Source organism: Kitasatospora sp. NPDC004723 (genome assembly GCF_040609255.1).
In the GTDB taxonomy this organism is placed as follows: domain Bacteria; phylum Actinomycetota; class Actinomycetes; order Streptomycetales; family Streptomycetaceae; genus Kitasatospora.
Genome location: NZ_JBEXJT010000076.1, coordinates 1 through 21095, shown reverse-complemented (window position 1 = coordinate 21095; position 21095 = coordinate 1). Strand labels below are relative to the sequence as shown.

Below are 21095 nucleotides of genomic sequence, written 5' to 3'. Positions count from 1 at the left end.
CCCGGGCGGCCGGCCGGGCGGGGCGCCCGCGCCGGCCCCGCCCCGTCCGGTCGGGGTGGGTCAGCAGTTGCGGCGGTACGGAATGCCGTAGGCGCCGGTGGCGTACATCGGGACGTAGTAGCGGTGGTAGATCGCCGCTCCGGATCCGATGCCCAGACACCTGCCGGTGTTGGAGGCCCAGTTGGCGATCAGTTGGATGGTGCCCCAGTACATCCCGGTCGGCCGCCCGCTGGTCGCCGGGGCGGCACAGCGCGGTGAGCACGGCGGTGACCGCGTCCTCCCACGGGCCACCCGGCTCGGTGTCCTCCAGCAGTGCGAGCGCGCCGGGCCGGTCGCCGCCGATGCCCTTCGGGATGAACGCCGACGAGCGGGCCAAGCCGACCACCGCCCACCCGGGCGTCACCGGGGTCCGCGAGGTCTGCCCCGAGGGCGGCCGGGGCATCGTCCGCACCCCGCTGCCGCTCGCGGCCCGGGTGAAGCAGCGGCCGTCGGTGATCGCGCTGCGCTTCGCCGAGCGCACGGACGGCGAGGGCGGTACGGCCGGCGCGGGCGGCCGGCGGGCGCCCGGAACCGGGGAGCCGGTCCGTACGTCCTAAGCAGGGGTGATCGGCCAGGGGGACGGGCCGCCCGGCACGTTAGGCTGCACTTCGGGGAGCGGCCTGGTGCCGCCATTCGAGACGACGTCGGGACCGGCGTGCGCGCCGCGGGGACCTGGACGGGGCCCGGCCGGGGCTGCCGCGGGTCCCGTCCTGCCACGGAGGTACTGGCCTTGCTGCACATCGACGCCTGGATCGAAGGCGTACCACCGGGTGCGGTGTACGCCCTGGTTGCACTGATCATCGGACTGGAGTCGCTGGGGATCCCGCTTCCCGGGGAGATCGCCCTGGTCTCCGCCGCCCTGCTGTCCGCGCGCGGCGTGGTCAGCCCGGTCTGGGTGGCGGTCGCCGCCATCCTCGGCGCGATCATCGGCGACTCGATCGGCTACTCGATCGGCCGCAAGGGCGGCAAGCCGCTGTTCGAGAAGCTCGGGCGGAAGTTCCCCAAGCACTTCGGCCCCAGCCACCTGGCCACCGCCGAACGCTCCTTCCAGAAGTGGGGCATGTGGGCGGTCTTCTTCGGCCGCTTCATCGCCCTGCTGCGCATCTTCGCCGGGCCGCTCGCCGGCGCGCTGAAGATGCCGTACTGGAAGTTCCTGATCGCCAACGTCCTGGGCGGCGTCGTCTGGGCCGGCGGCACCACCCTGCTGGTCTACCAGGTCGGCAAGGTCGCCGAGCAGTGGCTCTCGAAGTTCTCCTGGATCGGCCTGCTGGTCGCCGCGGCCGGCGGCGCGCTGTCGGCCTGGCTGATGAAGCGCCGGGCGGCGAAGACCGCCAAGGCGCACGAGGCCGAGGACGCGGCGGCGCAGGAGGCGAAGGAAGCGCAGCAGACGCCGGCCGAGTCGCCCGCCACCCCGACGATCACCGCGCCCGCCGCGGACTGACCGACCCGGACCCTCCCGGGCCCACCCCGGGCCCACCCCTGGTCCACCCGGACCACCGCGCCCGCCGCCGCCGGACGTCTTCCGGCGGCGGCGTTCGCGTGGGGCGGGACCCGAGCACGACACCCCGACACGACACTCGAACACGACGGAGAAGTGGGAAACAGCATGCGGATCGGACTCCTGGGCACCGGCACCTGGGCGGGGCGGGTGCACGCGCCCGTCCTCGCCGACCACCCCGGCGTCGAGTTCGCGGGCGTCTGGGGCCGCCGCCCCGAGGCGGCTGCCGAGCTCGGCGCCCAGTACGGCGTCCCCGGTCACGCCGACCTCGACCGGCTGCTCGACGAGGTCGACGCCGTCTCCATCGCCCTGCCGCCCACCGTGCAGGCCGACCTCGCGGTGCGCGCCGCCGAGGCCGGCTGCCACCTGCTGCTCGACAAGCCGGTGGCGCTCACCGTCCCCGACGCCCGCCGGGTGGTCGAGGCCACCGCCGCGAACGGCGTCGCCTCGGTGGTCTTCTTCACCGTCCGCTTCGGCGGCGACCAGCTGCCCTGGATCGAGGAGCAGGCGGCGGTCGGCGGCTGGTTCACCGGCCGCTCGGACTGGCTCGGCTCGGTGTTCGCCCCCGACTCCGCCAGCCCCTACGCGGCCTCGGCGTGGCGCAAGGAGAAGGGCGCGCTCTGGGACGTCGGCCCGCACGCGCTCTCCGTGCTGCTCCCGGTGATCGGCGACGCCGTCTCGGTCACCGCCGTGGCCGGCCCGCTGGACACCGTCCACCTGGTGCTGCGCCACGTCGGCGACGCCTCCAGCACCCTCGCGCTGAGCCTGACCGCCCCGGTCGCCGGCGGCGGCACCGGGATGGAACTGCGCGGGCGGTCCGGCACCGTCCGGCTGCCGGAGCGCGGGGAGGGGCCGGTCGCGGCCTTCCACCGCGCCCTGGACGCCCTGGCGACCGCCGCCCGCACCGGCGAGCCGCACCCCTGCTCGGCCGCCTTCGGTCTGCGCACCGTCGAGATCCTGGCCGCCGCCGAGCGCTCGCTGGCCACCGGCGCCACCGTCGCGGTCTGACCGTCCGGCCGTCCGACCGCCTGGCCGCCGCCGACCGGCCACCCGCCCGCCGTCAGCCGCGCAGCAGCAGCTGCGCGAACTCCCGCACCCGGTCCTCGGTGATGCCCTCGCGCTGCTCGACGGCGAGCGGGTGGTCGGTCGGCTCCAGCTCGATCAGCGGGCGCATGCCGACCGCCCGGGTGCGGACGTGGGTCTTGAGCAGCAGCGTGGACTGCGGGTAGACCGGCAGCTCGGTCGTCAGCCAGCCGAAGTACGCGGGCTCCTGCTCCCGGGCCGGGTCCTCCCACAGCTCGTGCATCCGCGCGAAGTTCGTCTCGCTCAGCGACACCCAGACGCCCCAGGAGAAGGGCTCGCCGCCGTCCCGCACCGGGATCTCGATCAGACCGTGGACGTAGAACTCCAGGTCCTTGATCACGCACTGGTCCGCGGTGAGCCCGCTGTCCTTGCGCCGGGCGTACCGCGGCTTCCAGCTCACCGGGGCCGGGGAGCCGTAGGAGCGCGGCGGGCCGTCGTGCTGCCCCTGGCAGCACGCGCAGGCGAAGGAGTGTTCGGTCGTCGGCATGGCGCAGAGCATAACGAGCCGGTGGGGGGCACTGTCACCGCCGCGTGGGAGGGTGGAGGGGTGAACCTGGAGGACCTCGCCCGGCTGCGCCGGGCCCGTGACGCGATGGACCGCGAGTACGCGCGGCCGCTGGACGTACCGGCGCTGGCGCGGGTCGCGCTGATGTCGCCGGGGCACTTCTCGCGCAGCTTCCGGGCGGCGTTCGGGGAGACGCCGTACAGCTACCTCATGACCCGGCGGATCGAGCGGGCCAAGGCGCTGCTGCGGCGCGGGGACCTGTCGGTCACCGAGGTGTGCTTCGAGGTGGGCTGCACCTCGCTGGGCTCGTTCAGCTCGCGGTTCACCGAGCTGGTCGGCCAGAGTCCGAGCGCCTACCGGGCGCGGGGCCACGAGGAGGGCGCCGCGATCCCGGCGTGTTACGCCAAGCTCTACACACGACCGGTCAGGAACACGGGCCGGGAGCGGACACCGGTCAGGAACGGAGAAGCGGAACTCCCGCCCCACCCGTAGCGTGAGGCCCATGGACATCAAGCTTTCACAGTGCTTCATCGCCGTCGACGACCACGACAAGGCGCTCGCCTTCTACCGCGACGTGCTGGGCCTGGAGGTCCGCAACGACGTGGGCTTCGAGAACATGCGCTGGGTGACGGTCGGCGCTCCGTCGCAGCCCGACGTGGACATCGTGCTGGAGCCGCCGCTGGCGGACCCGAACGCCTCGCCGGCCGACCGGAAGGCGATGGCGGAGCTGCTGGCCAAGGGCCTGCTGCGGGCGGTCATCTTCGCCACCGAGGACTGCGACGCGACCTTCGAGCGAATCCGCTCGGCGGGCGGTGAGGTGCTCCAGGAGCCGATCGACCAGCCGTACGGCGTGCGCGACTGCGCCTTCCGCGACCCGGCCGGCAACATGCTGCGCTTCACCCAGCGACGGGCCAAGTAGCCCCTCGCGCCGGCGCGCGGCCACCGGTGATCACCCCGATCGCCGGTGGCCGCGTTCGTGCCTGCGCCGTGCTCGTGCCTGCGCCGCGTTCGTGCGTGCGCCGCGTTCGTGCCTGCGTCGCGCTCACTTCCCCGGCCCGGCCGCGGGGCGGCGGTCGGCGGGGCGGGCCGGGGGGACCGCCGGGGCGCGGAAGTCCCGCGGGCCGGTCCACAGCGCGGGCACGGCGTCGCTGCGGCGGGCCAGCTCGTAGGCGAGCGACTCGTAGTTGACCCGCCAGCCGTGGAAGTGCGGCCAGGCCTCGGCGGCGGGCCGCTCGTGCGGGAAGCCGGCGGCGGCGAGCATGGCCACGGCGGCGTCGAACTCGGCGAAGCCGAGGCGGATCGGCGCGTCCGGGGACGGGTCGTCGTCGAAGTCCACCCGCAGCGACCGGCCGATGTCGCGCAGCGCGGTGAACCCGGCGCGCAGCACCAGCCGGGCCTCCGGCGGGGCGGTGCGCGGGCAGACGGCCAGGTGGACGGCGGCGGCGTCCATGACGGCGATCAGCCCGACCACCCAGCTGCGGTTGGCGCGCGGGGAGCGGAAGGAGATCAGCACGGGGTAGTTGGAGTGGCTCTCGCCGATGTCGGCGGCCAGCCGTTCCCAGTCCCGGTAGAGCTGGGGGAGGGCGGTCTCGGTGTCCACCAGGGACTGCCGGGCCAGGAGTTCGGGGCCCCAGGCGGGCTCGCCGGCCCGGGACTGCAGCAGGGTGACCTCCAGCTCGCGCCGGTTGTAGGCGGCGTAGAGGGTCGGCAGGTAGGCGATCTGCAGGGCGATCACCAGGGGGCCGCTGGCGGCGGCGAGGAAGTCGATCAGCGACAGGCGCAGCCGCTCGCCGCTGGCGAAGCCGAGGGTGAAGAGGCTGGAACCCGCCTCGCGGATGGAGACGTCCCAGTCCAGCTGCGAGGTGCCGTGCAGCAGCAGCGTGTAGGCGACGAGCATGCCGCCGAGCCAGACCGCCAGCATGCCGGTGAGCATCAGCGGGGCCAGCCAGGTCTGCGCCCGGTCCTGCGCGTGGTAGCTGCCGAACGGTGCGGCGGCGATCCGCAGCGCCGTTCGCAGGCCCCGCCACAGGCCGTGCACCAGGGAGGAGTACAGGCCGCGCGGGACGACGAGCGTGCGCAGGATGCTGGCGATGACGAGCAGCAGGAGCAGCACGCCGGCGACGGTGTGGATCAACCTCATGGCGCCCATTGTGGCGGTCCGTCAGGGAGGGCGGGTGCGAGGCCGGGCGGGCGCCGGGGGACATCGGGAGGCTCCGGGAGCCGCGGGCGGGGATTGACAGGGCGCGGCCGTCGACTGAATGCTGAGCAAGCGCTTAGTCAACGACGGTGCCGCCGGTCGACGAATGGAGAGTGCCCGTGCCCGAGACCCCGCCGGAGCCCCCCGCCGCCCCGCCCGGGCCGGACCTGGAGCGGCTGCGCGCCCATCTCGACCGCGAGCTGCCCGGCACCGTCGCCGGCCCGCTGCGCGCCGAGCTGATCGAGGGCGGTCGCTCCAACCTCAGCTACCGGCTCACCGACGGCGTCACGGTCTGGGTGCTGCGCCGGCCCCCGCTCGGGCACGTGCTCGCCACCGCGCACGACATGGGCCGTGAGTACCGGGTGATGACCGCGCTGCGCGACACCGGCGTGCCGGTGCCCGCCACCGTCCACCTCGATCCCGGGGCGGAGGTGCTCGGCGCGCCCTGGTACCTGATGGCGTACGTGCCCGGCACCGTGCACCGGGAGGCCGCCGCGCTCGCCGCGCTCGGCGAGCGGCGGGTGCGCGGCATCGGCGAGGCCCTGGTGGACACCCTCGCCGCCCTGCACCGGATCGACCCGGCGGCCGTCGGACTCGCCGGCTTCGGCCGGCCGGAGGGCTATCTGGAGCGACAACTGCGGCGCTGGTCGGCCCAGTTGGACGCCTCGCGTTGCCGCGAGCTGCCCGGTATCGACCGGCTGCACGAGCTGCTCGCCGCCACCCGGCCCCACTCCCCGGCGCCGGCGCTGGTGCACGGCGACTACCGGCTCGACAACGTGCTGGTCGCCGAGCGCGACGGACGGGACGCCGTCGTCGCCGTCCTGGACTGGGAGATGTCCACGCTCGGAGACCCGCTCACCGACGTCGGGCTGCTGGTGATGTACACCGAGCTGGCCGGCGTCGGCGGCGGCCTCATCCCCTCCGCCGCGACCGCCCCCGGCTTCCCGCGCAGCGCCGAACTCGTCGCCCGCTACGCCGAGTCGACCGGCCGGGACGCCGCCGCGCTCGACTGGTACGTCGCCTTCGCCTGCTACAAGCTCGCCGTCGTCGCCGAGGGCATCCACTACCGCTACCGCCAGGGCCGCACCCTCGGCGCCGGTTTCGAACGCGCCGCCACCATGGCGCCCCTCCTCGTCGAGCACGGCCTCACCACGCTGAAGGGACACTGACCGATGGACTTCGCCCACGACCGGCGCACCCTCGAACTGTGCGAGCGGCTCACCGCGTTCCTGGAGGAGCACGTCCACCCCGCCGAACCGGTGCTGGCCGCCCAGCTCGCCGACCCCGCGCGGCCCGTCTGGGAGGTGCCGGCGGTGATCGCCGACCTCAGGGTCGAGGCACGCGAGCAGGGGTTGTGGAACCTCTTCCTGCCGGGCGAGCACGGCGCCGGGCTGACCAACCTCCAGTACGCCCCGCTCGCCGAGATCACCGGCCGCAGCCCGCACCTCGCCCCGCCCGCCCTCAACTGCGCCGCCCCCGACACCGGGAACATGGAACTGCTCGCCGGGTTCGGCAGCGCCGAGCAGCGCGAACGCTGGCTGGAACCGCTGCTGGACGCCCGGATCCGCTCCGCCTTCGCGATGACCGAACCCGAGGTCGCCTCCTCCGACGCCGCCAACATCGCCACCCGGATCGAGCGGGACGGCGACGAGTACGTGATCAACGGCCGCAAGTGGTACATCAGCGGCGCGATGAACCCGGACTGCCGGATCCTCATCGTGATGGGCAAGACCGACCCGCGGGCGGAGAAGCACCGGCAGCAGAGCATGATCCTGGTGCCGCGCGACACCCCCGGCGTGACCGTGCGGCGCGGCATGACCGTGTTCGGCTACGACGACGCCGACCACGGCGGCCACGCCGAGATCACCTTCGAGGACGTCCGGGTCCCGGTGGGGAACCTGATCGGCGAGGAGGGCTCCGGCTTCGCCATCGCCCAGGCCCGGCTCGGCCCGGGCCGGATCCACCACTGCATGCGGCTGATCGGCATCGCCGAGCGCGCGCTGGAGCTGACCTGCCGGCGCGTCCTGGACCGCACGGCGTTCGGCGCGCCGCTCGCCGACCAGGGCGTGATCCAGGACTGGATCGCCGAATCCCGGGTCCGCATCGAGCAGTTGCGGCTGCTGGTGCTCAAGACCGCCTGGCTGATGGACACCGTCGGCAACCGGGGCGCGCACACCGAGATCCAGGCCATCAAGATCGCCACCCCGCGGACCGTCGAGTGGATCCTGGACAAGGCCGTCCAGGCGCACGGCGCGGCCGGTGTCAGCCAGGACACCCCGCTCGCCGCGCTGTGGGCGTTCAGCCGCACGATCCGGCTGGCGGACGGGCCGGACGAGGTGCACAAGCGCTCGCTGGCCCGGCACGAGCTGCGCCGCCACCGCTGAACGCCTGCCACCGCCGTGGAACCCCCGTCGCGGCCCGACCTCCGGCGCCCGGGTAGCGCCCGGGTAGCGCCCGGGTCCGACACCACCGGCCGGGTCATACCCGGGTAGCACCCGGCGGGTTGGCACCGCGGTATGACGTCCGCGCACCGCTCCGGCCCGTACCTTCGCCGTACGGGCCGGCCGGTGGGCGGCGGCCCGTCGCACCGAAGGACGGGGAGGCGGGGACCATGGGCGAGCGCGGCCGGGGACAGGACACACGGGGTCTGCGGGGCCTGCGCAGGGGCGTCGCCGTCGCCCTGGCGGCCACCACGGTCCTGGGCGCGGCCGGGGCGACGGCCGCGCCGGCCTCCGCCGCCCCGGCCGTGGCGGAGCGGCGGGGCCTGGCCCGGGCCACCCTGCCGCGGCCGACCGGCCCCTACCCGGTCGGCACCACCGCGCTGCGCCTCGTCGACACCGGCCGGGAGGACCCCTGGCAGCCCGGGCGCCCCCGCGAGCTGATGATCAGCCTCTGGTACCCGGCCACCCGGCCGGCGCACGAGAGGCAGCGCGCGCCCTACATGGTGCCGCGCGCCGGCCGGCACTTCGGCGGTCCGGAGGGCGCCGCCGTCTTCAACTACGGCGCGCTGCCGGACCGCACCGACTGGACCTGGGTCCGCACCCACGCCCGCCCCGACGCCCCGCCGCTGCTCGGCGCCGGACCGCGCCCGGTGGTGCTCTGGTCCGCCGGGCTCGGCGACCCCCGCACCTGGGGGACCGGCCTGGTCGAGGACCTCGCCTCGCGCGGCTACGTCGTGGTCACCGTCGACCACCCCTACGAGGCCTCCGAGGTGGCCTTCCCGGACGGGCGCCTGGCCGCCTCGGTGTTCCCCGCGCTGGCCGCCCGGCCCGGACTGGACGTCGGGGCGCTGCTCCGCAAGGCACTGGCCGTCCGGGTCGCCGACACCCGCTTCGTCCTGGACGAGCTGGCCGCGCTGCGCACCGACGGCCGGCTCCCGGCGGCCCTGGCCGGCTCGCTGGACCTCGACCGGATCGGCATGGCCGGCCACTCCGCCGGCGGCTTCACCGCCGCCCAGACGATGCACGACGACCCCCGGATCAAGGCCGGCGTCAACCTGGACGGCCAGCTGCACTTCCCCGGTCCGGACGGCACCGGGGTGCACCTGGGCAGCGTCGCCGAGGACGGCCTGGACCGCCCGTTCCTGCTGATGGGCACCGAGAACGCGGACTCCGGCCCCTACACCGCCCAGCCCGGCTGGGCCGCCTTCTGGCAGCACACCCGCGGCTGGAAGGCGGACGTCACCCTGCTCCGCTCCCGGCACGGCTCGTACACCGACGCGCAGGCGCTGCTGCCGCAGCTCGCCCGCCAGGGCGCGGTGCCGGAGGAAGCCGTGCGCGGCGACGTCGGCGACGTCCGGCCGGAGCGGGCGGTGCTCGCCACCCGCGCCTACGTCGGCTCCTTCTTCGACCGCTGGCTGCGCGGCCACGACGACCACCTGCTGGACGGGCCCTCGCCGCGCTTCCCGGAGATCCGCTACGAGCGCTGACGCGAGGGCCGGCGGGCCGTCACCTGGCGATCTCCGACTCGGGGTTGGCCGCGTCCCAGGCCTGCCGGGAGTCGACGATCGCGTCGTGGTGGTCGTAGGACCAGTCGACCATCGCCCGCACCAGGTGGGTCAGGCTGTGCCCGAGCGGCGTCAGCGCGTACTCCACCTGTGGCGGGATCGTCGGGTGCACGGTGCGGGTGAGCAGGCCGTCGCGCTCCAGGCGGCGCACCGTGAGGGTCAGCATCCGCTGCGAGATCCCCGGCACGGCCCGCTGCAGCTCGCGGAAGCGCCGCACGCCCTGGGCGAGTTCGACCAGCACCAGGACCGACCACCGGTCGCCGAGCCGGTTCAGCAGGTCGCGGATGCCGCAGTCCACGCCGTCCTCGCACCAGACCACCGGACGGTCGGCGGCGGCCGGGGTGGTTACCGCGGTGTGCCCCACTGACATCGAAGTGCCTCCTTATGCCGGACGGCCAGGGTACCCAGGATGGTCCCCGGGCCGCCGAGCAGGGCGGCGGCCCGGTACCGACTTCCCGCGCCCTGTTCCTGGAGGAACCATGCTGCTGGTCACGGGTGTCAACGGCGGTCTCGGATCGCTGGTGCTGGAGCGGCTGGCGACCCGGCCCGGAGGCCTGGACGGTGTGCTGGCGGGCAGCCGTACGCCGGAGCGGGCGCCGAGGGCCGGCGTCCCGGTGCGGACGGTGGACTTCGACCGGCCGGCGACGCTGGACGCGGCCTTCACCGGTGTGCGCACGCTGCTGCTGATCTCGGCCGGCTACGGCGAGGACGACGTGGTGGTGGCCCGGCACCGGGCGGCGATCGAGGCGGCCGAACGCGCCGACGTCGAGCACGTCGTCTACACCAGCCTCTCCGGCGACGGCGACCACCTCGCCTACGCGCTCGCCCACCGCTGGACCGAGCGGCGGCTGCGCGCGTCGGCCACGCTGCGCTGGACGGTCCTGCGCAACGGCCTGTACGCGGAACTCCTCGGATTCCTGGCCCGGCCGGACGCCGACGGCGTGATCACCGCCCCGCTGGGCGACGGCCGACTGGCGGCGGTGGCCCGGGCGGACCTCGCCGAGGTCGCGGCCGAGGTGGCCCTGGCACCGGCCGGGCACGCGGGCCGGGTGTACGAGCTGGTCGGTGAGGAGGCGGTGGGCGGCGCCGAGATCGCCGCCGCGCTCACCCGGAGCACCGGCCGCCCGGTCGCGTACCGCCCGGGCACCCTCGCCGGGGCGCGGGCGGCGGTCGCGGCCTCCGGCGCCGAGGCCTTCCAGGTCCCGATGCTCGCGGGCACCTGCTCGGCGATCGCCCACGGCTTCCTGGCCGGCCCGGGCGGGCCCGGCGACCTCGCCGCCCTGCTCGGCCGCACCCCGCGCCCGGCCCTGGACGTCATCACCGCCGGAACGGACGCCGCCTGGTGACCCCCGTCCGGTCGTCGGTCAGAGGCCGCCGCCGAGGGTCACGCCGCCGTCCACCACCACGGTCTGGCCGGTGATCCACGCGGCGTCGGGGGAGAGCAGGAAGGCGACGGCGCCCGCGACGTCCTCGGGCACGCCGAGCCGGCCCAGCGGGTAGGCGGCGGCGACCTGCTGCTCGCGGCCCTCGTGCAGGGCCTCGGCGAACTTCGTCTTGACCACGGCGGGGGCGACGGCGTTGACCCGGATGCCCTGGCCGCCCAGCTCGGCGGCGAGTTCGGCGGTGAGCCGGATCAGCGCGGCCTTGGAGACCCCGTACATGCCGATGCCGAGCGAGGCGCGGATCCCGGCGACCGAGGCGACGTTGACCACCGAGCCGCCGTGCTCGCCCATCCAGGCGGCGTGCGCGCGGCGGGTCCAGGCCAGCGGGGCGAGCACGTTGACGGCGAGGATCTTGGCGGCGGCGGCCTCGTCGACGGTCAGCACCGGGCCGTGGACGGGGTTGATGCCGGTGTTGTTGACCAGGTGGTCGAGCCGGCCGAACGCCTCCAGGGTGCGGGTGACCGCCTCCTCCTGGTGGGCCGGGTCGTCGGCGCGGCCGGCGACGCCGATGGCGACCTCCGGGCCGCCGAGGTCCCGGACCGCCTCGGCGAGCGGTTGCGGGGTCCGGGCGGTCAGGCAGACCTTCGCCCCCCGGGCGATCAGCTCGCGTGCGATGCCGAGCCCGATGCCCCGGCTCGATCCGGTGACGACGGCCACCCGGCCCTTGAAGGAGTTCACCGCGGGGGTCCTTTCCCGACTGAGCTGACTAAGCGCTTGCTCAGCATGGTGGCGGTGCGGGACCCTGTCAACAGCCCGCGGCGGCCCGGCGGGACGAACGCCCGTACGCCTGCCCGGACGACCGATCTGCGAGGATGGCGCCATGACCAGCACGCCCATCGCCGACCTCTGGCCCACCCTGCCCGGCGGCGCCGACGCCCGCCCGGAGGCGGCGTACCGGCTGCTCCAGGCCGCCGTGGAGTCCTTCGCCGAGCGGGGCTTCCACGCCACCACCACCCGGGACATCGCCACCGCCGCGGGGATGAGTCCGGCCGCGCTGTACATCCACTACCCGTCCAAGGCGGCCCTGCTGGCCGAGATCAGCCGGGCCGGGCACGCCGCGACCCTCGAACTGGTCCGGACGGCGGCGGCCGGCGAGGGCGACCCGGTGGCCCGGATGCGGCGCCTGGTCGAGGAGTTCACCTCCTGGCACGCCCGGGCGCGGACGGTCGGCCGAGTGGTCAACTACGAGCTGCACGCGCTCCCGCAGGACGCCTACGGGGTGGTCGCGGCGCTGCGCCTGGATATCGAGCGCGAGGTCACCGCGCTGATCGAGGCGGGCGTGGCGGCCGGGGCCTTCGAGGTCGCCGAGGTGCGTACGGCCGCCCGCGCGGTCACCTCGCTGGGCATCGACGTGTCCCGCTGGTACACCGACCGCAGCAGCGAGACGCCGGAGGAACTCGGCCGCCGCTACGGTGAGTTGGTGCTCCGGATGCTGGGGGCGCCGGGGGCGGCGCTCTGATCGCGGGGCCGGCCGGCCCCTCCTGACGGCGGTGTGCGCCGGACCCTCGCGAGCTCGTCGCACGGTCTGGACGGCACCGCCGTTCAGTGTTCCGGGGCCACGGTGGCGGCGAGCAGGGCGTCCAGCAGGCCGGGGAAGCGCGCGTCGAGGTCGGCGCGGCGCAGCGAGACGTACCGGTTGCGCCCGGCGACCCGGGTGGTGGTGACGCCGGCCTCGCGGAGCACCCGCATGTGGTGCGAGACGGTCGACTTGTGCAGATGTTCCAGGCCGAGGTGGCGGGGGTCGCAGGAGTGCTCGGCGCCGTCCGCGTAGCTGGTCAGCAGCCGCATCCGGACCGGGTCGCCGAGCGCATGCAGCACGGTGACCAGGTCGATCTCGGCGGGGGCGGGCTGGGGCAGCCGCTCGTCGTCGGACATGGCAGGCGGCCTCCTCGGGATCGGGCGCGGGGTTGGTGCGCGAACGGGACGGTTTGACAATCATCCACCAATCCGTACTGTTTGGCGAGCATCCAACTGTTGCCCTCACGTCCAACAATGTCCGCTTCCTGGGGGGATCGACGTGCCCGTCCGCCTGCTCCTGCTCGCCCTCGGCACCTTCGCCGTCGGCACCGACACCATGGTCACCGCCGGCATCCTCGGCCCGGTCGCCGACGACCTCGGCGTCTCGGTCACCGCCGCCGGCCAGCTGGTGACCGTCTTCGCCCTCGGCTACGCGCTGCTCGCCCCGCCGCTCGCCGCCCTCACCGCCCGCTGGCCGCGCCGGCGCCTGCTGCTCACCGCGCTCACCGTTTTCGGCGTCGCCAACGCGCTCAGCGCCCTCGCCCCCTCGTACGGGACGCTGCTGGCCACCCGGGTACTGGCCGCCGCGGGCGCCGCGCTCTACACCCCGACCGCGAACGCCGTCGCCACCACCCTGGTCGCCCCCGAGCGGCGCGGCCGGGCGCTGGCCACCGTGCTCGGCGGCATGACGGCCGCCACCGCGCTCGGCGTGCCGCTCGGGACCTGGGTCGGGCGCACCGACTGGCGGCTGACGATGTGGCTGGTGACGGTGCTGAGCGCCGCCGCCCTGGCCGGGCTGGCGCTGCTGCTGCGCGAGCTGCCGGTGCCCGCCGCCGCACCCGGTCTGCGGGACCGGCTGGCGCCGCTGCGCGACCGGCGGGTGCTCGGCGCGGCCTCCACCACCCTGGTGTTCTTCCTCGCCTTCCAGTCCGTCTACATCTACCTGGCCACCGCGGTCGCCCCGGCCACCGGCGGGCGGGCGGAGCGGCTGAGCCTGGTCCTGCTGGTCTCGGGCGTCGCCTCGGTGGCGGGCAGCTGGCTGGGCGGGCGGCTGGTGGACCGGGTCGGTGTCCGGCGGGTGCTGCTGGTCGGCAGCACGGTGGCGGCGGGCGCGTTCGCCGCGCTGCCCTGGGCGGGGCGTTCGATGGCCGGTGCGCTCGCCTACGCGGTGGTCACCCCGCTGGCCGGGTGGGCGGTCTCGGTCGCCCTGCCGCACCGGCTCGCCTCGCTGGACCCGGGCAACGCCCAGCTGCTGATCTCGCTCAACAGCAGCGCCCTCTACCTGGGCACGGCCGCGGGCGGCGGCGTCGGCAGCGCCGCGATCGCCCTGTTCGGCGGGCGCTGGTTCCCGCTCGCGGCGACCGTGCTCGCCCTGCTGGCCGCCGCCACCGCTTGGGCCAGCACGCGCGGCGCGGGGCCCGGTGCGGCCGGCGCCGCCGCGGCGCCCGCCGCGAAGCGGGCCCGGGCGGCGGTGCGGTAGCCCGGGCCGACGCTGCGGGCCCGCCGGTGACTCCGGCGGGCCCGCAGCGCGTGGCCGGGGTTCAGGGGGCGGTGGTCACGGCACCGGCGCTGTCGGGACTGCCGCGCCTGCCGGGCCTGCCGGAGTCACCGGCGGGGCCGCGCCGATCGCCCGGAACAGCAACTCGGCCGTCTCCGACCAGCGTTCGACGACGTCGGTCCGCTCGTACAGGACGTCCGAGATGTGCTGGGTGCCGAAGAACGCGGCCACCAGCGAGCGCGCCGCCGCCTGCGGGGAGACCCCCGCGCGCAGCTCGCCCGCCTCCTCGGCGCGGGCCAGCAGGGTGGCCAGCAGCTGGGTCCAGTCCACGTAGGGCGTCGGCAACTCGGCGTCGATCTGCGGCCGTTCGATCTGCAGCCGGGCACCAGCCTGGACGACGATGTCGTCCCGGAAGGCCGCCGCCGCCCCCGCCAGCAGACGCGCCGCGGTCTCCAGGGGCCCGTGCCCCTCGGCGGTGACCTCGGTCAGCAGCGCCGGCCAGCGCGCGTAGTGCTGCTCGACGACGGCCACCGCCAGGGCCTCCTTGGTCGGGAAGTGGAAGTAGACGGCGCCCTTGGTCATCTCCACCCGCTCCGCCACGTCCTTCACCGCGGTGTGGCGAAAGCCCCGGGCCGCGAACAGCTCGGCGGCGGCGGTGAGCACCAGCAGCTTGGTGCGGGCCGCCCGGTCCTGCTTGGGATCGGGGCCCCGCCGGGTGACGATGGGCCGCACCCGGAACGGGGCGGCCTGGTCGGGCTCGGGCATGGTCGGCTCCTCGGGGGTGTGGGGGGTGTGGGGCGAGTCGGGGTGGGGTCCGCGGGTGGATCTCTCAACTCGGCGTCGGTCAGGTCGATTTGGACATGGTGGCGGGAAACTCCGGCTCGACGGTAAACCTTCCAGAAGGTATGTTCCTGAGCCGTCGCACCGGTCGGGGCACCGCAATGTAGCGGGCCCGCTGCGGCCTCCGCGACCGTGGGGGAGGAAAAAATCATGAATGTTCTGTCATCAGTTGTGTCCGCGCAGCACCGGCCGGAGCTCCGGGAAGGGTGGCGAGGCTTACGCTTCGACCGGCACTTACCGCGCGAGGCGGTGCACAAGGCGGCGGACGCCGAGGTCCTGCTGAGCGACTCGGCGCGGCTGGGGGAGGAGCGCTTCGCCGTCGCGGCACGCTGGAGCCGCGACCACCACCTCGGCCGCCGGGACGGACCGGGCGCCGACCCGGTGCTGCTCGCCGAGACCGTCCGCCAGGCCGCGATCCACCTGGCCCACCGCTTCCACGGCAGCACCTACGGACATCCCTTCGTCCTCCACGGCCTCGCCGTCGACCTCGACCGGCCGCTGCCCCCGGCCGGTCCGGACGGCCTGGACGTCGGCCTGGACCTGGACTGCAGGCTCCTCGCTCCCCGGCGGCCCTTGCCCGGCCGGGAACGGTTCGCCCTGGAGGGCGTCGCCTGGGCCGGCCGGCGACCGGTGGGCCGCGTCCGGCTGCGCTGGGAGGTGCTGGCGCCCGAGCGCTACGCGGTCGTCCGGCAACGGTCCACCGAGGCCGCGGGCGCCCCGGAACAGCCACCGCCCGCCCCGCTGCCGCTCGACGCCGCCAGGGCCGGGCAGACCCGCCCGGAGGACGTGCTGCTCGCCGCCGACCCGGAGCGCGCCGGCCGCTGGTGGCTGCGGCCGTTCGAGCACCACCCGGTCCTCCTCGACCACGCGGTGGACCACGTGCCGGGCATGGTGCTGGTGGAGGCCTTCCGGCAGGCCGTCGCCGCGATCACCCCGGGTGCTGCGGCTGGCCGCGAACTCCGGGGCCTCGACGCCGAGTTCCTCGCCTTCGGAGAGCCGGGCTCGCCGATCGCCGTGCTTGCCGCACCCGCCCCGGAGGGGGTCGTGCGGGTGCGCGCCGTCCAGGACGGCCGTCCGATCGCCGAGGCCCGGCTGCGCCGCCCGGAGGCGCCGTGCTGAACCACCCGGACGACGGCTGCGGCACCGGCCCGATGACCGCCCCCGCCCCCGCCGTCGCCGAACTCGCCGTCCTGGCCCGCCGGGACGCCGCGTCGGCGGAGGCCGCACGGCGGCTCACCGAGGAGGTCGCCGCCGGGATCCGCCGCGCGGGCTTCCCCCGCCACTTCGTGCCGGGCCGCTGGGGCGGCACCGCAGGGGAGTTCGGGCCGTTCGTGACCGCGGTCGCCGAGCTCGCCGAATCCTGTGCGGGCGCGGCCTGGTGCGCCGCGCTCTACGCCTCGCACGGGCGGCTGGCCGCCTACCTCCCGCCCGAGGGGCAGCGCGAGCTGTGGGGCGACGGGCCGGACGCGCGGATCGCGGCCTCGGTGGTCCCGCCCCAGGGCCGGGCCGAACGCCGCGGCGACGGCTGGCGGTTGGACGGCCTGTGGCGGCTGGCGAGCGGCGCCGACCACGCCGAGTGGATCCTGCTGGCCGCCTGGACGGGCAGCGGGTCCGCCCGCGAGCACCGGGTCCTCGCCGTGCCCCGGGCCGAGCTGACGGTCCTGGACACCTGGCACTCCGCCGGCCTGCGCGCCAGCGGCAGCACCTCGGTCACCGCGGAGGGGGTCCGGGTGCCCGAGCGCCGCACGCTCGTCCTGGACACGCTGCTCGCCCCGCAGCAGGACGCGGCCCGCTGCCACACCGTGCCGTACCCGATGGTCGCGGCGCTGGTCTTCGCCGCCCCGCTGCTCGGCATCGCCCGCGCGGCGCTGCGCGAGTGGACGGCCGGGGCCCGGCGCGCGGCGGTTCCGCACCCGGCCGCGCACACCGTGCTCTCCGGGGCGTCCGCCAAGGTCCGGATGGCCGGGCTGCTGCTGGACGGCGCCGCCGCCCGGGCCGACCGCGGCGAGGTGAACGCACTGGCGGTGGCCGAGAACCGCCGCGACGCCGCCACCGCCGCCGCGCTCTGCCGGGAGGCGGTGGACGCCCTGTTCCTCGCGGGCGGGGTCGGCGCGCAGGACTCGTCCTCGGTGCTGCAGCGTGCGTGGCGGGACGCGACGGCGGTGGCGGTGCACCGCACCCTGGACGCCGACGCCGCGGCGCGCGCCTACGCCGGGACGGTCCTCGCCGCCGACCCGATGACGGCCGGTCACCGATCGGATTCCGCCTGATGTGCGGGGAACCGGCGTGCGCGGGGCCGCCCCTGAGAACATTCGTTCAGAAAGGTATGTTCTTCCCCAGGGAGGGCACATGATGAAGCAGGAGCGGGCACGGCGGACCAGGGAGAAGGTGCTGGACGCCGCGGCCGAGGAGTTTTCCGCCCAGGGTTACAGTCGCGCCACCCTCAACGCGGTGGCGCAGCGGACCGGTATGACCAAGGGTGCGCTGTACGGGCACTTCGCGTCCAAGCGCGCGCTCGCCGGCGCGCTGATGTCGCAGTCGCACCAGGTCTGGGAGGAGATGCGGCTGGCCCGTGACGTCCCGGGCACCGAGGCGGCCGTCGTACTGGAGGGGCTGGTGCTGGACCTGGCGCACCGGCTGAGGGAGGACGTCCGGCTGCGGGCGGCGCTGCGGCTGGCCACCGACATCCCGGACCCGTCGCAGTCGCACCCGCTGCGGCCGGCCCCGGACCCGGCGTCGGCCCCGGCGTCGGCCCCGGTGTCGTCCTCGCCCCCGTCGTCGGTCACGGCGGGGCCGGCGGGGCCGGACATCTTCGACGCCGTGCAGCGCGGCCTGGTGACCGTGATCCGCCGGGCGCAGGGCGAGGGGAGCATGGCGCCCCGGCCGCCCGAGCTGGTCGCCCAACTGCTGCTGGCCGTGCTGCACGGAGCCCCGCACGTCTGCTTCGGCCCGCCGGAGGCGGCCGGACCGGGGGCGTACGACGCGGCCTGGCGACTGCTGCTGGAGGCGCTGACCGGCGCAGACCGCGATCGGCCGTTCGTCGGCGCCGTGCCGTCCGTCGCGTCCGTGCCGCCCCTGGCGGCTGCGTCGTCCGTGCCGTCGCTGCCGTCGCTGCCGTCGCTGCCGTCGCTGCCGTCGCTTCCGTCCAGGCGGACCGGGCAGTCCGTGCAGTCCGCGTAACCGGTCCCACCCCCGACCCACCCTCGACCCGCCGCCGCCCGCGCCGCCCGGCCGCCGACGCCCGCTCGGACGCGCGGCGGCGCGGGCGGCCGGGGCCGGTGCGGCCGGGCCGGGCGACCCGCCGCCAGGGCGAAGGACGTCCGCCGGGGTGAACTCCTGTTGGTGCCAGGCAAGCGCACGCCGAACCGCCATCCCCGACCGGCCGTCCGCCGCCCGCTCCGTCGTACGCGCTCCACGGTACGGTGCAGCGGACGCGCCGGTGGCACGCGTCCCGCACGCCGGGCGGGGCAGTCCCGTCCGGACGGCCCGTCGGCCACCGCCCCCGATCAGGAGAACCGCCAGGATGACCACGACCCACCTCCCGCCCGCCGGCCTGACCGTGCGGCCCGCCGGGCCCGGCGACGCGCCGGCCGTCCGTGACCTGCTCAACCGGGTGGACCTGCTGGAGATCGGCCGGGCCGAGACCGAACTGCACGAGGTCGAGTCGGACCTGGCACACCCGGGCGTCGACCTCCGCCACGACTCCTGGCTGCTCGCCGACGGCGACGAACTGGTCGGCTACGGCCTCGTCCGGGACCGGTCCGGCGGGGAGCGGATCGACCTCGACCAGTACGTCCTGCCCGAGTACCAGGCCGGCGCGCTGCACCTGTTCGCGCTGATGGAACGCCGGGCGGTGGAGCGGGCGGCGGCCAACGGTGCCTCCCGCGCGGTCCTGCACCTGCTGCTGAACACCCGGCCCACGCTCGACACCGGCGCGATCCGGGAGCGCGGCTGGGAGCGCGTGCGCCGCTACCACGTGATGGCGCGCCGGGTGGACACGCAGGCCGACCCCGTCCCCGCGCCGCCGCCCGGCATCACCCTGCGCGACTGCCGCCGGGAGGAGGACCGCCGCACCGCCCACCGGCTGCAACAGGAGACCTTCGCCGGGGACTTCGACTTCCGGCCGCGCACCTTCGAGCAGTGGTGGGAGGACATCGACGGCGACCGCCTCGACTGGTCGCTGACCTGGATCGCCGCGCTGGAGGGCGCCGGCGACGTGGCCGTGCTTCGCACCCGCGACAACCGCGCCGGCGAGGGCTGGGCGGACCGCCTGGGGGTCCTGCCCGCCGCCCGCGGCCGCGGCCTCGGCGGCTACCTGCTGCGGCACTTCTTCGGCCACTACGCGGCCCTGGGCCGCGACCGGGTCGCCCTCGGCGTCGACACCGCCAACGCCACCGGGGCGCTCGCGCTCTACGAGGCCCACGGGATGACGACCCACTTCGCCGTGGACACCTGGGAACTGGTCCTCCCGGTCTGACCGCGCAACCCCCGGGCCGGTCCTGCGGGTCCTGTCCGGACAGGACCCGCAGGACACCCGCCAGGTCGGCGTCAGCTGACGAGGTAGCTGAACCCGACCGTCGCCGCGGACATCCCGGGAGCCACCTCCCGCGTCACCACCCCGCGACAGTTCGGCGCGGAATAGACGTCGACCGTCGCGTTCGTGAGGTTCTCGACGATCACGGGTGAGAGGGTCGGGTAGCACCCCGATGCCGGGTTCTGCTGCGCCACGCCGTTCACCACCAGCACCCCCGTGGCCGCCTGCGCGGGCACGGCGAGCGCGAGCGCTCCGGCGGCGGCCAGCATCCCGGCCACGGCGATCCGACGACGCATGACTGTTCTCCCTTCCGAGGGCGCACAACCGGTAGGCGCCCTTCCGGGCCATGGATTCCCCGGCCACCCGGTCCGTCCCGGAAGCCCGGACGCAATCCCCCGAACCGGCGACGGCGCCCGGGCCGAACCCGTGCCGGTGGGGTCAGCCGTTGGCGAGGGCCTGGACGCGGTCGAAGGCGCCGTTGAAGAGGTTCTGGTCACCGGGGAAGGTGCCGGCGTCGGCGTGCTGCCAGATCGTCTGGTAGCTCCAGCCGGCCGGGAGGGTGCCGACGGTGGAGGCGTAACGGGCGATCCACAGCGGGTTGGTGGCGCCGAAGGAGGCGTTGTTGCCGGTGCAGGTGGTCCACCAGTTGGTCGTGGTGTAGATGGTGGGGTAGCGGCCGGTGCGGGCGCGCACGGTGTCGCTGAAGGAGCGGATCCAGCTCACCATGGCGGCCTGGCCGAGGCCGTAGCAGGTGGCGCCGTAGGGGTTGTACTCGATGTCGAGCGCGGGCGGCAGGGTCTTGCCGTCCTTCGACCAGCCGCCGCCGTGGTCCACGAACCAGTTGGCCTGGGCGGCGCCGGAGGAGCGGTCCGGCAGGGCGAAGTGGTAGGCGCCGCGGATCAGGCCGGCGTTGTAGGAGCCGTTGTACTGCTGGGTGAAGTACGCGTTGGTGTAGGTGGTGCCCTCGGTGGCCTTGACGTAGGCGAAGCGGGCGCCGTTGGCGCGCACCGTGGACCAGGCGACGTTGCCCTGGTAGCTGGAGACGTCGAGACCGGGCGTCTGGGTGACGGCGAGGGCGGCGGGGGCGGCGCCGGCCTCCCGGCCCTCGTGGGCGGCGACGGTGGAGCCGGCGAAGTCCTGGTCGGGGTGGATCGGCGGCAGCTGGCCGCCGCGCTGGGCGGCGGAGTTCTCGGCGGCGACCGCGTCGGAGGGGGACGCGGTGCCGGGCGCGGGCTCGGCCGCGTACGCCGGGGCGGCGACGCCGACGGCCAGGGCGACCGCGGTGGCGAGGGCGGCGAACGCGGGGAGCCGGCGGTTCCCCTGCTTGCGGGTGGTGCCGGTGGGGCTGGCGGAGCGGGAAGTGCTGGGCATGACACTCCTCTGGTCCGTGGTGACGACCCGTTGGATTTGCGGACAGCCGGGTTGCCGGTGACGGCAACCGGCTGGAGCAGGGTAGCCATGTACGTGCCAGCACGCCAGGTATCGGTGGCCCCATCCTGAACGGGCGTCACATCGCGATGGTCCCCACCTTTCCGCCCCGTTTCGCACACGGACGCCGGCCCGTCCGTCTCCGGCCCTGTCTGTCCGGAGCCCCGCTCACCTGGGCGGACGTGGCGGCCCTGGTCGCGGCGCCGGGGCGTGCGGCCGGGGCGCGCGAGCCGTGCGGGGGCACCCGGCCGGGTGCCCCCGCGCCGTCGCGTCTTTGCGCCGCGGTCA

Annotated in this window: 24 protein-coding genes; 15 read left to right on the top strand and 9 right to left on the bottom strand. The window is 75.5% G+C overall.

Annotation, left to right across the window (positions count from 1 at the left end):
• Positions 1-60: 60 nt before the first annotated feature.
• Entirely contained in the window at positions 61-213 is a 153-nt protein-coding gene (locus tag ABZW10_RS37610) for a hypothetical protein (protein WP_355375856.1), read from the bottom strand.
• A gap of 140 nt (positions 214-353) precedes the next feature.
• On the opposite strand from ABZW10_RS37610, the gene ABZW10_RS37605 reads away from it, so the two are divergent.
• The 3 genes from ABZW10_RS37605 to ABZW10_RS37595 all read left to right on the top strand — a co-directional run bounded on the left by ABZW10_RS37605 (position 354) and on the right by ABZW10_RS37595 (position 2545).
• Positions 354-596: a hypothetical protein gene (locus ABZW10_RS37605; RefSeq protein ID WP_355375853.1), complete on the top strand. Its 243-nt coding sequence runs from the start codon at positions 354-356 to the stop codon at positions 594-596.
• Between the two features lie 176 nt (positions 597-772).
• Complete coding sequence (locus ABZW10_RS37600; RefSeq protein ID WP_355375871.1) at positions 773-1480, top strand: DedA family protein; 708 nt, start codon at positions 773-775, stop codon at positions 1478-1480.
• Positions 1481-1645: 165 nt separating this feature from the next.
• Complete coding sequence (locus ABZW10_RS37595) at positions 1646-2545, top strand: Gfo/Idh/MocA family oxidoreductase (protein WP_355375850.1); 900 nt, start codon at positions 1646-1648, stop codon at positions 2543-2545.
• A gap of 52 nt (positions 2546-2597) precedes the next feature.
• On the opposite strand, the gene ABZW10_RS37590 is transcribed toward ABZW10_RS37595, so the two are convergent.
• Positions 2598-3107, bottom strand: coding sequence for a DUF2199 domain-containing protein (locus tag ABZW10_RS37590; RefSeq protein ID WP_355375847.1), 510 nt, complete (start codon positions 3105-3107; stop codon positions 2598-2600).
• 60 nt (positions 3108-3167) lie between these two features.
• On the opposite strand from ABZW10_RS37590, the gene ABZW10_RS37585 reads away from it, so the two are divergent.
• Together ABZW10_RS37585 and ABZW10_RS37580 are read left to right on the top strand one after the other, a co-directional pair.
• Positions 3168-3617, top strand: a complete 450-nt coding sequence (locus tag ABZW10_RS37585; RefSeq protein WP_355375844.1) for a helix-turn-helix transcriptional regulator — start codon at positions 3168-3170, stop codon at positions 3615-3617.
• Between the two features lie 10 nt (positions 3618-3627).
• Positions 3628-4044 (top strand): VOC family protein, encoded by a 417-nt coding sequence (locus ABZW10_RS37580; RefSeq protein ID WP_355375841.1) that lies wholly within the window; start codon positions 3628-3630, stop codon positions 4042-4044.
• 123 nt (positions 4045-4167) lie between these two features.
• On the opposite strand, the gene ABZW10_RS37575 is transcribed toward ABZW10_RS37580, so the two are convergent.
• Positions 4168-5265: a hypothetical protein gene (locus tag ABZW10_RS37575; RefSeq protein ID WP_355375838.1), complete on the bottom strand. Its 1098-nt coding sequence runs from the start codon at positions 5263-5265 to the stop codon at positions 4168-4170.
• A gap of 176 nt (positions 5266-5441) precedes the next feature.
• Between ABZW10_RS37575 and ABZW10_RS37570 the strand changes: the two genes are divergently transcribed.
• The 3 genes from ABZW10_RS37570 (at position 5442) to ABZW10_RS37560 (ending at position 9250) form a co-directional block, all read left to right on the top strand.
• Entirely contained in the window at positions 5442-6491 is a 1050-nt protein-coding gene (locus ABZW10_RS37570; RefSeq protein ID WP_355375835.1) for a phosphotransferase family protein, read from the top strand.
• A 3-nt stretch (positions 6492-6494) separates the two neighbouring features.
• Positions 6495-7706, top strand: a complete 1212-nt coding sequence (locus tag ABZW10_RS37565; protein WP_355375832.1) for an acyl-CoA dehydrogenase family protein — start codon at positions 6495-6497, stop codon at positions 7704-7706.
• Positions 7707-7933: 227 nt separating this feature from the next.
• A complete protein-coding gene (locus tag ABZW10_RS37560) occupies positions 7934-9250 on the top strand; it encodes an esterase (RefSeq protein WP_355375829.1) in 1317 nt (438 codons plus the stop codon).
• Between the two features lie 19 nt (positions 9251-9269).
• Here ABZW10_RS37560 and ABZW10_RS37555 read toward each other — a convergent pair whose 3' ends face one another.
• On the bottom strand, positions 9270-9698 hold the full coding sequence (locus tag ABZW10_RS37555) for a helix-turn-helix domain-containing protein (protein WP_355375826.1): 429 nt from the start codon (positions 9696-9698) through the stop codon (positions 9270-9272).
• Positions 9699-9807: 109 nt separating this feature from the next.
• On the opposite strand from ABZW10_RS37555, the gene ABZW10_RS37550 reads away from it, so the two are divergent.
• Positions 9808-10674 (top strand): NAD(P)H-binding protein, encoded by an 867-nt coding sequence (locus ABZW10_RS37550; protein ID WP_355375824.1) that lies wholly within the window; start codon positions 9808-9810, stop codon positions 10672-10674.
• Positions 10675-10692: 18 nt separating this feature from the next.
• Here ABZW10_RS37550 and ABZW10_RS37545 read toward each other — a convergent pair whose 3' ends face one another.
• A complete protein-coding gene (locus tag ABZW10_RS37545; protein ID WP_355375821.1) occupies positions 10693-11448 on the bottom strand; it encodes an SDR family oxidoreductase in 756 nt (251 codons plus the stop codon).
• A gap of 142 nt (positions 11449-11590) precedes the next feature.
• Between ABZW10_RS37545 and ABZW10_RS37540 the strand changes: the two genes are divergently transcribed.
• Positions 11591-12229: a TetR/AcrR family transcriptional regulator gene (locus ABZW10_RS37540; protein WP_355375819.1), complete on the top strand. Its 639-nt coding sequence runs from the start codon at positions 11591-11593 to the stop codon at positions 12227-12229.
• Between the two features lie 83 nt (positions 12230-12312).
• Here the strand turns inward: ABZW10_RS37540 and ABZW10_RS37535 are convergent, their stop codons facing one another.
• Positions 12313-12645 (bottom strand): transcriptional regulator, encoded by a 333-nt coding sequence (locus ABZW10_RS37535; RefSeq protein ID WP_355375816.1) that lies wholly within the window; start codon positions 12643-12645, stop codon positions 12313-12315.
• Between the two features lie 142 nt (positions 12646-12787).
• Here ABZW10_RS37535 and ABZW10_RS37530 point away from each other — a divergent pair, with 142 nt between their 5' ends.
• Entirely contained in the window at positions 12788-13987 is a 1200-nt protein-coding gene (locus ABZW10_RS37530; RefSeq protein ID WP_355375814.1) for an MFS transporter, read from the top strand.
• Positions 13988-14062: 75 nt separating this feature from the next.
• Here ABZW10_RS37530 and ABZW10_RS37525 read toward each other — a convergent pair whose 3' ends face one another.
• Complete coding sequence (locus ABZW10_RS37525; protein ID WP_355375812.1) at positions 14063-14770, bottom strand: ScbR family autoregulator-binding transcription factor; 708 nt, start codon at positions 14768-14770, stop codon at positions 14063-14065.
• Between the two features lie 225 nt (positions 14771-14995).
• On the opposite strand from ABZW10_RS37525, the gene ABZW10_RS37520 reads away from it, so the two are divergent.
• The 4 genes from ABZW10_RS37520 (at position 14996) to ABZW10_RS37505 (ending at position 19322) form a co-directional block, all read left to right on the top strand.
• Positions 14996-15964 (top strand): ScbA/BarX family gamma-butyrolactone biosynthesis protein, encoded by a 969-nt coding sequence (locus ABZW10_RS37520; RefSeq protein ID WP_355375808.1) that lies wholly within the window; start codon positions 14996-14998, stop codon positions 15962-15964.
• Positions 15958-17115 carry an oxidoreductase gene (locus tag ABZW10_RS37515; RefSeq protein WP_355375806.1) on the top strand — a complete coding sequence of 386 codons (1158 nt, stop codon included), beginning with the start codon at positions 15958-15960 and terminating at the stop codon, positions 17113-17115. The genes ABZW10_RS37520 and ABZW10_RS37515 overlap by 7 nt, the downstream gene beginning before the upstream one ends.
• Positions 17116-17194: 79 nt before the next feature.
• Positions 17195-18025 carry a helix-turn-helix domain-containing protein gene (locus ABZW10_RS37510; protein ID WP_355375804.1) on the top strand — a complete coding sequence of 277 codons (831 nt, stop codon included), beginning with the start codon at positions 17195-17197 and terminating at the stop codon, positions 18023-18025.
• Positions 18026-18368: 343 nt separating this feature from the next.
• Positions 18369-19322, top strand: a complete 954-nt coding sequence (locus ABZW10_RS37505; RefSeq protein WP_355375802.1) for a GNAT family N-acetyltransferase — start codon at positions 18369-18371, stop codon at positions 19320-19322.
• 71 nt (positions 19323-19393) lie between these two features.
• Here ABZW10_RS37505 and ABZW10_RS37500 read toward each other — a convergent pair whose 3' ends face one another.
• Positions 19394-19675, bottom strand: coding sequence for a hypothetical protein (locus ABZW10_RS37500; protein WP_355375799.1), 282 nt, complete (start codon positions 19673-19675; stop codon positions 19394-19396).
• A gap of 142 nt (positions 19676-19817) precedes the next feature.
• Complete coding sequence (locus ABZW10_RS37495; protein ID WP_355375796.1) at positions 19818-20750, bottom strand: lysozyme; 933 nt, start codon at positions 20748-20750, stop codon at positions 19818-19820.
• Between the last annotated feature and the right edge of the window lie 345 nt (positions 20751-21095).